This is a genomic window from Paenibacillus sp. 01T442 (assembly GCF_056398345.1).
Map to the genome: position 1 here is coordinate 1 of NZ_JBFTPF010000038.1, position 16,042 is coordinate 16,042.

At 43.9% G+C, this 16,042-nt stretch carries 11 protein-coding genes; 9 read left to right on the top strand and 2 right to left on the bottom strand.

Features of this window, described 5'->3' with window-relative positions; genetic code table 11:
- Positions 1-36: 36 nt before the first annotated feature.
- Positions 37-246 carry a hypothetical protein gene (locus AC1DLM_RS22985; protein ID WP_171629715.1) on the bottom strand — a complete coding sequence of 70 codons (210 nt, stop codon included), beginning with the start codon at positions 244-246 and terminating at the stop codon, positions 37-39.
- A gap of 320 nt (positions 247-566) precedes the next feature.
- On the opposite strand from AC1DLM_RS22985, the gene AC1DLM_RS22990 reads away from it, so the two are divergent.
- From AC1DLM_RS22990 to AC1DLM_RS23030, 9 genes are all read left to right on the top strand, one after another.
- Positions 567-1,862: an ABC transporter substrate-binding protein gene (locus AC1DLM_RS22990; protein ID WP_477571289.1), complete on the top strand. Its 1,296-nt coding sequence runs from the start codon at positions 567-569 to the stop codon at positions 1,860-1,862.
- A 23-nt stretch (positions 1,863-1,885) separates the two neighbouring features.
- A complete protein-coding gene (locus AC1DLM_RS22995; protein WP_477571290.1) occupies positions 1,886-3,685 on the top strand; it encodes a sensor histidine kinase in 1,800 nt (599 codons plus the stop codon).
- 14 nt (positions 3,686-3,699) lie between these two features.
- Positions 3,700-5,232, top strand: a complete 1,533-nt coding sequence (locus tag AC1DLM_RS23000) for a response regulator (RefSeq protein WP_477571291.1) — start codon at positions 3,700-3,702, stop codon at positions 5,230-5,232.
- Positions 5,233-5,486: 254 nt separating this feature from the next.
- Positions 5,487-8,195 carry a beta-galactosidase gene (locus AC1DLM_RS23005; protein WP_477571292.1) on the top strand — a complete coding sequence of 903 codons (2,709 nt, stop codon included), beginning with the start codon at positions 5,487-5,489 and terminating at the stop codon, positions 8,193-8,195.
- Positions 8,196-8,318: 123 nt separating this feature from the next.
- Positions 8,319-9,188 (top strand): ABC transporter permease, encoded by an 870-nt coding sequence (locus AC1DLM_RS23010; RefSeq protein ID WP_477571312.1) that lies wholly within the window; start codon positions 8,319-8,321, stop codon positions 9,186-9,188.
- 47 nt (positions 9,189-9,235) lie between these two features.
- A complete protein-coding gene (locus AC1DLM_RS23015; RefSeq protein ID WP_477571293.1) occupies positions 9,236-10,144 on the top strand; it encodes a carbohydrate ABC transporter permease in 909 nt (302 codons plus the stop codon).
- A 40-nt stretch (positions 10,145-10,184) separates the two neighbouring features.
- The gene (locus tag AC1DLM_RS23020) at positions 10,185-11,762 is read left to right on the top strand and encodes an ABC transporter substrate-binding protein (protein ID WP_477571294.1); all 1,578 of its coding nucleotides are present in this window, start codon (positions 10,185-10,187) and stop codon (positions 11,760-11,762) included.
- A gap of 105 nt (positions 11,763-11,867) precedes the next feature.
- On the top strand, positions 11,868-12,860 hold the full coding sequence (locus AC1DLM_RS23025; RefSeq protein ID WP_477571313.1) for a LacI family DNA-binding transcriptional regulator: 993 nt from the start codon (positions 11,868-11,870) through the stop codon (positions 12,858-12,860).
- Positions 12,861-13,174: 314 nt separating this feature from the next.
- Entirely contained in the window at positions 13,175-14,338 is a 1,164-nt protein-coding gene (locus AC1DLM_RS23030; RefSeq protein WP_477571295.1) for a DUF4317 domain-containing protein, read from the top strand.
- 78 nt (positions 14,339-14,416) lie between these two features.
- Here AC1DLM_RS23030 and AC1DLM_RS23035 read toward each other — a convergent pair whose 3' ends face one another.
- On the bottom strand, positions 14,417-15,931 hold the full coding sequence (locus tag AC1DLM_RS23035) for a methyl-accepting chemotaxis protein (RefSeq protein ID WP_477571296.1): 1,515 nt from the start codon (positions 15,929-15,931) through the stop codon (positions 14,417-14,419).
- Positions 15,932-16,042: the final 111 nt, after the last annotated feature.

Consider the following 16,042-nt stretch of genomic DNA (forward strand, 5'->3'; position numbering starts at 1 on the left):
CCTTAGTACAGTGAGTTACTGAACTAAGGTTCTTTGTCATTTTACAATATAAACGATCAAAGCTATCAATCCTAGAGGGATAATAACCGCATAATAAAGAGTAAGATTAACGAATATGCTTTTTGTTTGGCGATCATATCCCGGATTGCCTTCTTTATTTGAATTAGAGTGTCCAATCGCTATTGTTGCTACTCCACCAGTAATTAAAATAGCAGCAAATATAAAATAGTAAAGATATAACGACATAAATTATCACTCCTTTAAGTTATTGAAAACGATACTTTCAGAATCATAGTATCAGTTCATCCACGGCATGTAACCATCCAATTAGCAATCGATATATCCATCCAATTATGGGGTTCAGCTCTAATTCTACGACAACTGCCAATAATGCTGAATGTGATTGGTTTTAGAATCAGTATACCTGGATTCATTAAACTATAGAGGAGATTCATGTGTTAATGCGAATTATAATGGAAGGGGTGGATGTGTGGGTTATATAGAACAGAAATTGAACCTATCTTACGAATACTTATGTAAACGCTATCAATAGAAAGAGTGATCGGATGAAATCTCGTTTCGTATCCCTAAGCCTATCGCTTGTCATGGTGTTAACAGCATGCCAGTCACAGCATGTAACCAAGATTCCCAGAAGCCAGCCAAAGGTAGAAACACTCTCTTGGCTCCACCATTTTGATGAGGAGGGGGCTAGGAAATGGCTAGAAATAGGGACGCAGCTATTCAGTAAGCAGCATCCTTCGTATGCATTCGCACTTACAGGTGTTGATGGGGGTAATTATCTGAGCTTGCTGCGTACTAGAGCGATTTCGGACAACATGCCGGATATGTATATGATTGATAATTTGGATACGGCTATCGATTTTATTCGTTCAGGCTATGCGATGGATTTAAGCAATCAGCCAAGTCTAGCTCATATCGATGAACGTTACCTAAATGGCGTGAAGACAGGCGATGGGCGTATATGGGCGCTGCCGATTGATGTGAATGGTGTTGGTGTGATTTACAATAAAGACGCATTTGCCAAGGCTGACATTAAGGAGCCGCCCAAAACATGGCAACAATTTATCGAAGCCTGTGAAGCTCTGCAAAAGGTAGGGATTGTCCCGATCGCAGCAGGTTATAAGGATGCTTGGACGATTAGTTGGGATCTCGCGGCAGATTTATTAGCAAATCAATATGCGGCCAATCCCAAATGGATTGCTGATATCGAAGCAGGAAAAACAACATTTAAGGACGATCAAATCCATTTCAAAGAAATTTTGCAGCGATTCGGTGAGCGCTTAAAATACGTCAACAAAAAACCATTTGAAACAGACTGGAATCAGGCGCAAATGCTCCTTGCGGACGGGGAAGCAGGGATGATCATTAACGGCACATGGACGGTTGATGGGGTAAAATCCAAAAATCCAGGTAGCAATTTGGGGCTATTCGCATTTCCGTATTCGACAGATCCGCAGAAGGCAATATTCGGTCTGAAATCGACAGGCGGTATCGTTGTGAATCCGAAATCTCCCCATAAGGAAGCGGCCTTACAAGCGTTGGAGCTGTTTGCTACGCAACAAATGGGAAATATTTTTCAGACAAATAAGAAAGCGCTATCTGTTATAAAAGGATTACCCAAAGATTTTGATCCGACCTATATCGAATTAGATTCAACTTATATACAAACGGGTAAAACGTACGATTGGTCCAGCCTTTACATTGATTTTGTTAACCAAGATCTACAGAAGGTGTTCATTAATGCCATTACGAAATTCATTATTGACCCCTCACACAATGTGGACACCTGTATTCAAGAGCTGGATCAAGCATTTAATCAACAACGTCGGGCAACGAAATGAGAGTGGGTAAGGAGCATGGATGAATGAGAGCTTTTCAGCAGCTATCCAATCGTATCAAGGATTTTCGAATTCGCACAAAGCTTTTTCTTTCCAATATGATTCTCATTCTGTTCATCTCGACATGTGTTGGCGGGGTTGCGATTTACGCATCAACCAAGTTTATTGAAGCGAATACCAAGGATCTCTCTATGCAAGTTATACACCAAGTATCAGACAATATCGAGAACAAAGCGAAGGAAGCCTTTACCTCCTCTGTTTATCTTCTCAGTGATACGAATCTTCGACAAATTGTGGCTGAACAAGGGGAAGAAGTTACCAATGAGAACTATCCTGCCTTTCGTAGTCGGATGGAATTTTTACTTGCACAGTATGGAAATGGTAATCCTTATCTGAATGCCATCATGATCCAAACGAGCACAGGGCAATTGTATTGGTGGGAGAATAAAAAGGGGTTAGATCATACACTGAATCATGATGCCGTATCGACGATGACGATGAGTGCTGAGAAGTATCTGCAATCTCATCAGCTTAGCATGAGTTGGACGCCTTCTCTACGTGAGCGAAATGAAGTATTTCTCATCAGAAATTTCGTCGATGTGAACCAGATTGATCGCAGCTTAGGAACGATTATTTATAGTCTGGATGCTAACTTTTTTCTTTCTTTGGGCAGCGGAAGCTCCATTATTAAGCAGAGTAATGTCGCCATCCTCAACCCTTTCAATGAATTACTTGTAGGCGGCGGAAGTCCAGAAACAGACAAACTTATTCGGAACAGTATATCAAATGTGCTTAGTGAGGGGGATGTGGCCATGGCAACCGTGGAATACGCAGGCGCGGACAGCCATTTATTCGTACAAGAACGAACTCCGACCTTGGGATGGCGTGTACTATGCTTTATTCCTATGTCTGTTTTGCTGTCGGGTACGCAAATCATCGTTTTTGTAATTGTCCTTGTATCGTTGTTGGCTGTACTCATCTCGACAGGCATTGCCGCAATCCTTTCCAATTCAGCTACACGAAATATCAAAATTTTGGAACAGACGATGCGACGCGTAGAAGACGGCAATCTTGATGTACGCATTGTTCCACTGGGTAAAGATGAAATCGGCAGTTTATCACTTCGGTTTAATTTCATGTTAGCTCGGATCAATGAACTTATTAATATCGTATACAAAGAGCAAATCGCGAAACAGCAAGCCGAATTCACTGTGTTACGAAGTCAAATTAATCCTCATTTTCTATATAACACCCTCGGAACGGTGAAATGGTATGCTCGTATGAACAAACAACCTGAGATTGAGCGAATGATTAGCTCCGTTATCGATTTATTGAAGTCTTCGGTACGGCGTGTTGGTGAATTTCATAGCTTGGAACAAGAAATAACACAGCTAAAGAACTATATTTTTATCCAGAAAATTGGTTATGGGGAAGCATTTCAAATGGATTATGAGGTAGATGAGCTCTTGTTGGCCTGTGAGGTCCCCTATTTTATCCTGCAGCCTTTGGTCGAAAATGCTATTCTACACGGAATTGAGATGTCGAAGGGAATAGGCAAAATCCAATTAACCGCGAAGGTTGTTGAGCGAGATTTACTACTTACCGTAGAAGACAATGGTAAAGGCATGGATACGGTACAAGTCGCGAATATCCTGCATGTCGGCTCTCAAAAAGAATCAGTGCCAGGTGTTACAGGTATCGGCATTCACAATGTTCATGAGCGAATTCAGCTCTACTATGGGCCTCAATATGGGCTTAGTTATGAGAGTGCTTTAGGACTAGGTACCAAGGCCACCACGCGTATTCCTTATAAAATAAAACGTTAAGGAGGGGGCTCAGTATGCTGAACGCCATGATCGTTGAGGACAATGCAATCTACCGCTATGCAATTAAATCGATCATTTGTTGGGAAGATTACGGCTTTCATATCGTGAGCGAAGCTCTAAATGGTGTGCATGCCCTAGACATATTGCAGCATCAACAGGTCGATTTAATTCTGACAGACATATCAATGCCCGAAATGAATGGGATTGATTTGATTCAGCAGGTGAAACAACAAGATGATTCGATAAAAATTGTTGCTCTTAGCTCCTTTGATGATTTTCGGTTCGTGAAGGAGGCTCTGAAGCTAGGTGCTGAGGATTATTTGCTTAAGCATGATCTGGAACCTGAATCCCTACAGCAATTACTCCGGCAAATGAAAATGAAAATTGAAGCGGGGCTTCATCAGAAGAGACAAGCAGCAATCCGAAATGAGAATTTGCAGGAAATGTGGCATTTACTAGGACGTAAGCTCATATTCGGGGAATTGAAGACGGGTGATGAGATGGAGGAGCAAGCGAGAGCGATACGATTCCCGATCCCCTCTGGTCCCATTGCCATTATGCTTATCGAGGGCGAATTTGACGCTAATTTCACGCGTGCCTTGCTATCTGAACTAGGGGAAGCCCCTATACAAGTTTCTATTTCAGATCATCGCAACGTGCTTATGAGGCATTTTCCAAATGAACATAGCGAACAAACATGTAGAGATGTATTGTTGCGGCAAGCTGCTGTGTTCTTGGAAAATAAGGGTGAACCTATTACCTTGACTGTAAGCATCAGTTCAATCGGACATGGTTTAACGGATTGGGCGATGCTGTATCGTCAAGCAGAAACAGCCCTCGAACAAGCAATCTATGATGGTGTCGGTCTAGTTTATTCCTATTCGGCTAGTAAGCCTCGAGTAACAGAAGGGGGAGAGGTCTCGATAAAAGCCTACGCCGCTGCCATACAAAGCGGCCAATTCGAAGCAGTAGTCAGGGAAACTGAGCTATTCTTTGACTTGCTCTTGGCAAGAAGACTCTCGTTGGAGGAATTGAAAGTTGTCATTCATGAAGCCACCATAATAACGAAAGCAGCTGCGATTGGTAGAGGGAAGTTTTCTTCAAGTGCGGAGGCAACCTATCGACAAATAAATCGTTTACTCGAAGCTTTCCCCGCTTTATCGCAACTGAAGCAACTATTTCAGAAATGGCAAAAAGAATTAAGTTATGAATCAATGGGGAATACGCCGTTTCGTAAAGAGATTCAAGCCGCCATTGCTTATATCGAGGAGCATTATGCGGACGATATCACGGTTACCAAGGTGGCTGATAATCTTCACCTTAGTTCTAATTATGTCTCTAATTTGTTTAAAAGTGAGACAGGGATACGATTCGTTGAATATTTAAATCGATATCGAATTCGTAAGGCTAAGTTATTGCTTCAGGATCCTAGCTGGAAAGTATATGAAGTCGCAGAAAAAACAGGCTTTCAGGAAACTTCCTATTTCTGTAAAGTGTTTAAAGAACTTGAAGGGAAAACAGTCAAAGAATTTAGATGTGAGCCCTAAAAGTGAAGTGAATAATATAACAAATCAGTGAAATTTGGAAGGCAAAGAGTTGTGGATTGCATTATAATTCACAACTCTTTGCTTTTTTTAGATTCGGTGAACACTGGTGTTTTCTTATGTATTTAGAAGTTTATTTGAATGAAAGCGCTTTATATTTTAACTATACTGGCAATAGGGACAACATGAAACCTACATGGCGAATGAAATGGGTTTCATACGAGAAGTAGAGAGCCCAACCGAGGGAGGAATCACACGTGCGACAATCCATCAGCCAAAATCAGATCATTCAATTATCGCCCGAGGCGTTACGCATAGATGGCAAATCAGAAGTTATACTCTGTGCCTCTTTGTTTTACTTTAGACTCCCTCGTGCTTGTTGGAAAGAACGATTATGTAAAATAAAAGCCTTTGGTTATAACGCAATTGATGTGTATTTTCCTTGGAATTATCATGAGACCGAAAGAGGGGTATGGGATTTCGGCGGAGAGAAAGATGTTATGCAGTTCCTTCAAGAGGCTTCGGACACTGGCTTATGGGTTATCGCAAGGCCAGGTCCGTACATTTGCTCCGAATGGGATGGGGGCGCATTACCCGCCTATCTATTTATCGAAGAAAACATACGTATTCGGGACAATGATCCGCTATTCTTAACGCATGTGGCTAGATGGTATGCACAGATTCTACCCATTCTACAGCAATATGAACAAGGCCAGGGAGGCTCCATAATTGCTGTTCAACTGGAGAATGAGCTTGATTTCTATCCTTGTACGGATCCCAAAGGTTATATTTCAGCGTTGAGAGATCTAGCCTACGAGCATGGCATCACGGTTCCCTTACTTGCATGTGCTGGCCAAGGCGGTTTGTTACAAGCAACCGGGTTCACTGAAGATGTTGTGCCAACCTGCAATTTTTACCCGAATGATCGTGATCCATCCTTTGAAGAGAGAGTTCACTACTACAGAGAAGAATTAGCAAGAAGGGGTTACCCCTTACTGGTAACCGAAACGAACCGCTCGCACTTCTTGCTCCGACGTCTTCTTTCAGCTGGAGCCAAATTGTTAGGTCCTTATTTGCAAGCATCAGGGACAAACTTTGGCTTTACGAATGCCGCCAACAATTGGGGAGATCCGCTTTCCTTCCTGACATCGGATTATGATTTCCATGGCATGATTACGCCAGAAGGGCATATCCGGGAAGAAGCGTACGAGGGCAGGTTGTTGCATCGCGTCATTCAAACCTATGGTGCTTCGCTAGCTGAGGCAACGCCAAGTGAGCTGAATCATCTAGCTTTGAAGCAGGGCGGCGAGCTTGTATTCCAATTGAATGTCTCGGCATTAGAATGCCCGATTTTGCCACTTCATGTGCCTTTACAAACTTGGGGGATTGCTGATGGCGGTGGGCTCGATTATGCAACAGCTGAACTGATGCAAGTAAAGCATCTACCGCAGGAGCAACGAACACTGTTCATTTTCCATACGGAGGGTGAAGGGGAAGTGCAATTCACCTTTGAGTCGGAGATCGAGGTAAAGAATATCGAAATGACCGTTCATGATTCGCAATCAAAAGGAAGGGTAACGTTATCCTTTCAATCTTCGGACAATGAAGCTAGAGCTACGATTCATCTATCAGATGGGCATATTCTTGAAATCATCGGAATGAGCCGAGCTCGTGCGCTTCGTTTGGAAGGCATCGATGAGGATGGMAAGTTGAGAATTGAAGCATTTGCTGTGCAAGCGAGGGAAAGCAGGGAAGTGGAGACGACATGGCGGCTAAGCAAGGTTGACCACGTGCTTTCCCTTTCAGAAGAAACCCTATACCTTGGAGACGATGCCGATCACTTAGAAAAACACGGGATATATCGTGGATTCGCTTGGTATCAAGCCCAATTGCCGCRGACTGATGACAACTATCAAGGCTTCATCCTACAGCGAGCTAGTGATGTGGTTTCTCTTTATACGGGGGAAGAGTATATGGGTACCGTAACACCAGGCGGAACAAGCCGCTATGTGCCGATTCCTGAAGGCATACACGTCGTACCTGATCTAACAGCCCGTGTGGAAATTTGGGGACATACCAATTTCCACGATACGACGCTTCCCGGGCTTCATTTGAACAGTCTGAAGGGACTTACTGGTATTGTTGGCATCACGTCGACAAGAGATCTAAATCAAAATTGGCGATTCAAGCTCATGCAAGCCGGTGGTATCAAAGACGAATATGCAGCTACGGATGTAGATGACGGGCAATGGCCGATCGTCAGCATAGGAGGCTGGTTATCAGCAGATTTGCCTGCATATCACTGCTATCGTAAGCACGTTAAGCTGGCAGACCAAGCCAATCGTTGGATTCTTCATACGCCTGGCAACTTCAGCCAAGCTTATGCTTATGTAAATGGACATTCACTAGGACAAGTGAATCCGCATGATCCTTTTCTAGATCTTACGCCTTTCGTACATGCGGGAGAAACTGCGGTCATTACGCTATTTTTGGATAAAACGTTCATTGCCTTGAGTGGACAAATTACATTGTACGAAGGTACGTCGGCGAATGAATGGAGCGTAGTGGGTTGTAAGGAACAAGGCTTATTGCAACATGCTAAAGCCTCGCGCATAGATGCGCAACCTGTCACAGAAGCGATAGCGCTGAAGCCTGGTGCCGTCGCATGGCTCTATGGCGAGCTCGAAGACAGCAATCAGGACTTAGGTTGGCGTGTATATGCCAGTGGCCGAGATATGAAACTGACGGTGTTCTTTAACGGACATCTGGTTGGGCGTCTATGGACGCAAGGCGGTGCGAATCGGCCGATATTCCGTGGCGGGAGTGACGAATCCTTTTACTTGCCTGGGGCATGGTTCCATAAGCGGGAAGAGGGGAACGAACTAGCTGTTATGTTGGAGGCTGTAGGGTTAGAAAACGATGCTATATTGGAACCATTTCGTTTCGTACCCGTCTCCGATAGTTAATATGAAAGGAGCTAACGTATGAAAACTGCCACCACAACCAAGACCATAGATGTCGTTTCACCCGTTGTCAGAAAGCGAACGACACCGTTGCGAAGATTTTGGTCGCATCGCACGTTATTGCTGATGTGCGTACCTGCTATTCTTTTTTTCCTAGTGATGTCGTATCTTCCTATGCCTGGGCTGTATCTTGCATTTATCAACTATAACTACTCGGCCGGTATCTTTGGCAGTGACTTCGTTGGGTTCGATAACTTCAAATTTCTAGTGACTTCAGGCGCGCTGTGGAAGTTAACGTCCAATACCATTCTCTATAATCTCGCGTTTATCGTATTCGGCAATATTCTGCAGATCAGCATTGCGATTCTACTCAATGAGCTTCGTAAAAAGTGGTTTAAGAAAGTCTCGCAATCGCTGATGTTTCTGCCTTATTTCATCTCTTTCGTGCTTGTTGGACTCATTGCTTATAACATTCTCAGCTATGATTTCGGATTGCTGAACGGCATTCTGAAATCGATCGGTTGGGATCCTGTCAAAACATACTCAAATCCAAGTATTTGGCCTTTTATCATTGTCATCACGTATTTGTGGCAGTCCACAGGATATGGCTCCATTGTGTATTTCGCCGCCATTATGGGCTTAGACTCTGAGATTGTGGAAGCGTCAGAAATTGACGGCGCCAATGCCTTACAGCGGATTCGTTATATTGTGCTCCCATGGCTGAAGCCAACCTTTATTATTTTGTTTCTGTTCTCATTKGGAGGCATCCTCCGAGGCAATTTCGGCTTATTCTACAACTTAGTTGGAGCTAATAATACAGCGTTGTTCGATGCTACAGATATTATTGAGACATTCGTGTTCCGTTCCTTAATGAACAATTTTAATTTCTCTTTAGGAAGCGCTGTCAGCTTATATCAGTCCGTTTTTGGCTTCTTTATCGTCATCACAGCAAACTGGTTAGTTAAAAAGGCTTCACCTGAGAACACCTTATTTTAAAAGTTATCTGATTTATTCAATGATGAATAGCAGAGGAGGGACATCCCATGGAGCAAGTCATCGCTCGACAGAGGGGGACGGATTTATCATCCGTGCTTATAYGACAATTCGGCTATATCTTTATTGGTTTATTCGCAGTATGCTGCCTAATCCCATTTCTTCTCGTCCTAGGCACTTCGTTCACCTCAGAGAAATCAATTACGCTGCATGGATATAATTTATGGCCTGCCGAATTCAGTACGTTTGCTTATAAAATCGTGTTTGAAAATCCGGGCGTGATTCTAGGATCCTATGGTGTGACGCTGGGGATTACGGTCGCGGGAACAGCGATTGGACTATTCGTCGTCGCCATGACGGGATATTCCTTGCAACGTCCAGACTTTCCGTATCGGAACCGGATATCCTTCTTCATTTACTTTACAACGTTGTTTCAAGGKGGCGTCGTCCCTTTTTACTTAATCATGACGCAGTGGCTGCACCTCAAAGATAACTACTTAGCGGTTCTGTTGCCAGGACTCATGAGCCCTTTTCTCATTATTATGATGAAAAGCTTCGTCACCTCGATTCCTCATGCCATTACAGAGTCGGCCAAAATGGATGGAGCAGGCGATTTTCGAATATTTACAAATTTAATCTTGCCGATGACGACACCTGCTTTGGCTACGATAGGACTGTTTATTGCACTAGGCTACTGGAATGAATGGTACAATGCCATGCTCTTCCTTTCGCCGGATTTGAAATATCGACCACTTCAATTGTTTCTCTATAATGTGGTCACCAGCGCTGACTTTATAAAGAATTCGTCCGTTTCATCCAATGTTCAACCCAGAGATATGCCGCTCGAGTCCATGAAAATGGCCACAGCGGTTGTTGCAACAGGACCTGTCATCCTGTTTTATCCCTTGGTGCAGAAATATTTCATCAAAGGTATCACCGTTGGTGCTGTTAAAGGCTAACGTTAGGCATAGACCAAAATGATAATGGGGAGGCAATTCCATGTTCAAGAAAAAGAAAGCGCTTAGTATTGCACTCGCTGCGACGCTCGCAGTAAGTTTGACGGCTTGTACGTCATCTAACAGCACTTCTTCAGATTCGCCAGCACCTGCAACAGCTGCTGGCGGGAAAATCGATACGTCTGAGTTTCAAACGATTTCTTATGTCATGTTGGGCGACAAGCCGAAGAATGGACAGTTCGAGAAAGTCATGGATAAGATTAATGCCATTTTAAAACAAAAGGTCAATGCAAAACTGGAAATTAAATGGGTGGAGTGGGCTGATTGGCAAACAAAATACAATTTATTACTCGCATCTGGGGAGCCTGTTGATTTAATTACCGTAGCAACAGACTGGTTGGATACATGGCAAAATGCGCAAAAAGGCGCCTTCCAGCCATTAGATAAGCTCCTGCCAACCTATGCGCCAATTACATGGAAGGAAGTACCGCCAGAGAACTGGGCTGAGACGAAATACAAGAATCAGATCATGCTGATTCCCGAAGATCATTATACGCAATGGGTAAATCACGGCTTCCAGTATCGTGGGGATTGGGCCAAGGAATTCGGCATCACGTCACCAATTACGGATTGGAAGACTTTAGAGAAATACTTGCAAGGTGTCAAGGATAAAAAGCCGGGCGTTGTTCCGTGGGATACGAATGGTACTTCAGGAGGCAACATTGGCGGCTATATCAATTCTTACACGGATGCGATTGAACTTCCGATAAATACAGGATTATTCGCATTAATTTACGGCAAATCTTTTAATGATAAATACAAAGCCTATAGTCCATTCCTTGATGATACGTTTGTTGATTTTGCTAAGATGATGAAAAGCTGGGGCGACAAGGGATTCTGGCGCGAGGATGTTTTGAACTATAAAGGCGACAACCGTGCGGAGATGGAAGCAGGTAAAACCTCTGTCGATCAACATCATACACAAACCTACCTTGGCGAGCGCATCAAAATGGATAAACTTCAGCCAGGCTCAGATCTGCAATTCTTCCCATTCTCAGCGACTAAAAATAACCTCGTTTCCATGTCGATCACGCATGGCGGTACATCCATTGGTGCGAAAAGTAAGCATCCAGAGCGCGCGCTGATGGTGTATGAACTCATTCGCCAAGACCCTGAAGTATATCGTCTGATGAACTATGGCCTCGAAGGTGTGCAGTATGTCGTGAAAGACGGCAAACGCTACCGTCCGGACGGGTATGATGTGCAAAGAGACGATTTCTACTCCGATTTCTGGGGCGGACGTATAGACAAGAACGAAATTCCTAATGGCGAAGACTGGGTTGGGAAAGGCGCTTTGTATGCTTCTTACGATAAGATCAAGAAGCCGTATCCATATGGCCGATTTGTCTTCGATAAAGCTAACGTCACGAATGAGTTGACAGCGATTACACAAGTTGTGGGATCCATGGGCCCTGCTATTCTCTACGGTAAAGCGGGTGACCCTGTGAAAGCGGTAGATGATTTCCGAGCGAAGTTGAAAGCTGCCGGTTTCGACAAAGTGATGACGGAAGTTCAGAAGCAATTGGATGAATTCAAAAAAATGGTAGAAAGCACGAAATAAGAGGATTCACACATCGAAGGTCTGTTCAGAACAGGCCTTCGATCTTTCGCTTTTCATTTCGATGTAACGGAGAGTGAGCTCCTGGACACGATCACAGTCTACGATATTGCTAGGGAAGCGAACGTTTCCGTCGCGACGGTTTCCCGGGTTCTCAATGATACGGCACCTGTACGAGCTTCCACGAGGGAGAAAATTATAGCGATTATTGAAAAATATAAGTTTCAACCCAACGCCCTGGCACGCAGTCTGGTTAATAAGAAAACCGGCATGATCGGTGTTTTGTTTCCGGATAGCAGTAATATGTTTTTCCCAGAGGTGTTCGGAGGGGCCGAGAGAGCTGCACAAAAGCTGGGATATACCCTTTTTTTATGCAACACTTTTAGTGATTACAGCAGAGAATCTGAGTATTTAAATTTACTATGTGAACGGCAAGTGGATGGACTTATTCTCATGGGTGGCCGTATTAATGACCGGCATTGTCCAGATTCACTCGTGCAGGAAGTGGTGGATATTCAGAGGAAAATCCCCATTGTTATGATTAATGGCTCACTGCCAGGACATCCCTGTCATCGTGTGAAAACAGACGAATATTTAGGCACAAAGCTAATTGTTCAGCATTTGATTGATCAAGGCCATCGGCAGATCGGTTTCTTAGGCGGAAGCGCAGCTACGACAACCACGGTGGAGAAGCTGCAAGCTTACCGGCGTACGCTAGAGGCGAATCATCTCTCTTACCGCAAGGAATGGGTACGCATGGGGAGTTTCTCTATGTCCTGCGGTCGACAACTAATGGAAGCATTCCTTGCCATGTCCAATCGCCCTACAGCGATTTTATGTATAAATGATTATGTGGCCATCGGTGCGATGAAAACTGCCCTATCACAAGGGATACGGATTCCTGAAGATATTGCGATTGCTGGTTTTGATGATACGCAATTGTCCTCAGCGATGAATCCAGAGCTTACGACGGTTTCGCAGCAAAGTGAACAACTCGGCAAGCAGGCGATGTTGATTTTATCCAAATTGATTCAGAAAGAAAAAGTGACGAAACTGACGGTGTTAGAGCCTAATCTCATCATTAGGCAGAGTACACAATGAGAACAATTCGGTCGCGGGATCCGTATTCATAATGTAAATGTACGCCTGAACATCACAATTATTATTTATTTTGAAGATAGTTACTCAAAATTGTTGAGAAATCTATAATTATGAATTAACATACAGGAAGTAGTTCATAAGTAGTGTCAATTATCGCTATATGTTCAATTACGAGATATATGAAGTGCTGTTCATTTTTAGTTTGGATCTGAAATAAAGGGAAGCAACGGTGGAAGCCCTTCTCATGAAGGGCTTTTGTTATGATTTGAGCATTTAGGAAGGCCATTTTACTTCATAGGAGCGTCTACAGGACCATGATAAAGAAAGAAATCGCACATATTCGCAAGCATTTTAAATTGGATAACGAAATGCTTAAAATTCACGATATTTTAAACGTGTATATCATGAAGGAAACCAACGAGATCTACCATTTTGAGCGCCAACCGTTCGCCTTAGTCGACAGGGAGAAGCAGGAACTATATATGCTTAATTTCAAAAAACTGCTGACCGGCGAATTAGATCAGAAGATGTATGAGTTAAAGTTTCAGGACGAAGCGGAACAGCCTACACAGGTGCTTCTGCATCAAGGTTTGGTGACCGGTAATGCGGAAGAATGGCAAGATCTGATGCTTTTGTTGGTGGAGAAAATGTTGGTTGATACCGTATACGAGCAAGATACTGTGTGTACTTTCGTTCGAGGGCAATATTCACGGCCGACCAAGAGTAGGAACGAAGATGCCATGGAGAGCGAGAAGAACGAGATGTTCGCGAATCTATTCATTCTGTGCAGTGTGAATTCTACGGAACAACAAAAGAAAACGCTCATGTTTGACTATGTGGAGAGGGAATATAAGTATAATGTCTTCGTAGATCCGATCATCAAATTGAACACGCCGGAGCAAGGTTTTTTCTATCCTAGTGTAACGGACAACTACTCCGACGTGAATCGCATTCTGTATTGTTCGGGCAGAGCGCATGAACCGAATTGGCAATACATCGAGCAAGTCTTAAATGCCGAGAAGACCGTGACAGCATTAGAAGAGAGAGCCATTTTTGAAGATATCGTGAATGAATTGGCAGGGGATCAGCTTGATGCCGCTACGATTGCTCATGTGTACGAGGAAATTCATCGAGTCATCGAATCCAACGAGGAGGAAGAGCCTCCAAAGTTGGATTATAAAGATGTGGAACGCATGCTGTCGGCGAGTGGCGTGGAGAATGTGACGACAGAAAAGGTGGAACGAGCATTCCAAAACGTTGTCGACGACAAAAACTATGAAATCAAAGCGAGCAGCGTCATGCCGAAGTTCACTTCAAAATCGATTAAGATTGATACGAAGATCGCCACGATTACAGTCAGTCCACAAGATTTGAAATACGTGAAACAGGTGAATTATCACGGAAAACGATGTATTTTGATCGAGATTGATGAAGACGTCATTATCGAAGGATTTACACTTAATACGGAGGATTTGTAGAGTAAATTCTGAAATTAAAAAAACGGAGCGCCGCGGGTATGCGGGCTCCGTTTTTTTAATTAACCATGATTTACAGCCCTATTGAGTAACCACACGCAAGTTTTGCTCCGCTTCCTTGATACGAACTAAGTTCTTGCGATTGTTGAGGAGCAGAGATTGCAAGGTTGCGGACAACTCTTCGAGTGTCGCCGATGCTTCCTCAGAGATCGCCGCCAAGTTGTTCGTGGAATCGCTGATTGTGACGGACGAGTTGCTGATTCGATCCATGAGCTCGCCATAACTCGTAGAAAGCACCTTAAGCATCGTGACGGAATCAGTGATGGACTCGAACGCTTGCTTCGTTTGGCCTGTAATCTCCGTGCTCTGCTGCATACGCAGAGAGACTTGATCCATTCGGGAGCGAGTTTGGCTAGACAGTGTTGTGAATTCCTGCAACTGCTCGGAAATGCGAATCGCAGATTTGGCTGTCATATCGGCCAGCTTACGGATTTCATTCGCGACGACGGCAAAGCCTTTGCCATGTTCGCCGGCTCTTGCCGCCTCAATGCTGGCATTGAGCGAGAGGAGGTTCGTTTGATTCGCGATATCCTGAATCGTGTGACTGAATTGGCTTGTTTCATCTAAACGCGCGATCAGGGAAGTTGTGTCATGAGAAACAGCCTCAATATCTTTGGTAAAAGCTAAGAAAGTATCCGAAAGCTGCTCCATACGTCMGAGGCCTTGGTCGGAGAGTGTAGCTGCTTCGGATGTTTTTCCGTGCAAGTTGTAGATTGAGTCGGACATCTCTTTAATCAGCTCATTCATGTGATTCACGGACTCCGTAATCGATAGTGTTGAATCGACTTGATCACCTGCGCCTGTTGCAATATCCTGGAAGGCGTTGTTCATTTCATCAAAGGAAGAGCTATCTTCCTCGGCTGATTGTGTGATGGAACGCAGATGCTCCGTGACCAGCGTAACTTGCTTAGTGGCGATTTCTCGTTGTTCCTGCTGAAGGGCAAGGAACTGCTCCGCTTGCGTCCGGGCTTCTTCCATACTTTTGTGCATATAGCCAGTAACCTTCAAAACGGCGAACATCAGAACGCTAATTAAGAAAAAATAAATGAGATAGGTAGGAGCTGTTTGCGGATCGATTTGCAGCGCATCTTTTTGGCCGACGAATTGGTAGAGGACCAGAGCAAGTCCCCATACAGCAGAGATGAGCCAAGGCAGCATTTTCATGAAAATAAGCGCCATGATCATCATATAATAGACGGAAAAGATGTTGGTGACATCCGATTTTCCAATCAGCTGCACGGTAGTTGAAATGCCGCTGGTAATGACCGCGAAATAACATAAATAATGAATAAACTTCTTGGTGAAGTGCAAGTAGGCAAACGTCAACCAAATGATTGTTTCAAATATGAGCGTAAACGTAAGACTAAAGTCCATCTCTCCCGCGCCTAAGGTAAGCACACTCATATAAATGAGTAAAGCGGTAGCAGAAATGGCAAGGAAAACAATAAAGTTCCGGCGAATAACGTCTTGGTCACGAAGAGAAAGATGTGATTCTTGCTTTAAATCTTGTTTGTTGAACATGCTTGAAATAGTCATCTTCATCCCCCATTTTGAATGCCGATCATTGTCGGTCTGCTCTAGATGGGGGAATTCTGCACAGCTTGGAGGAACTCCTTTTAAAATGATGCTTAACATGCATTGATTGGC

Excerpts from the sequence above, each read along its gene's own strand:
- AC1DLM_RS23000 (WP_477571291.1), top strand. The coding sequence starts at position 3,700 with ATGCTGAACGCCATGATCGTTGAGGACAATGCAATCTACCGCTATGCA.
- AC1DLM_RS22985 (WP_171629715.1), bottom strand. The coding sequence starts at position 246 with ATGTCGTTATATCTTTACTATTTTATATTTGCTGCTATTTTAATTACT.
- AC1DLM_RS23020 (WP_477571294.1), top strand. The coding sequence starts at position 10,185 with ATGTTCAAGAAAAAGAAAGCGCTTAGTATTGCACTCGCTGCGACGCTC.
- AC1DLM_RS22995 (WP_477571290.1), top strand. The coding sequence starts at position 1,886 with ATGAGAGCTTTTCAGCAGCTATCCAATCGTATCAAGGATTTTCGAATT.
- AC1DLM_RS23030 (WP_477571295.1), top strand. The coding sequence starts at position 13,175 with ATGATAAAGAAAGAAATCGCACATATTCGCAAGCATTTTAAATTGGAT.
- AC1DLM_RS22990 (WP_477571289.1), top strand. The coding sequence starts at position 567 with ATGAAATCTCGTTTCGTATCCCTAAGCCTATCGCTTGTCATGGTGTTA.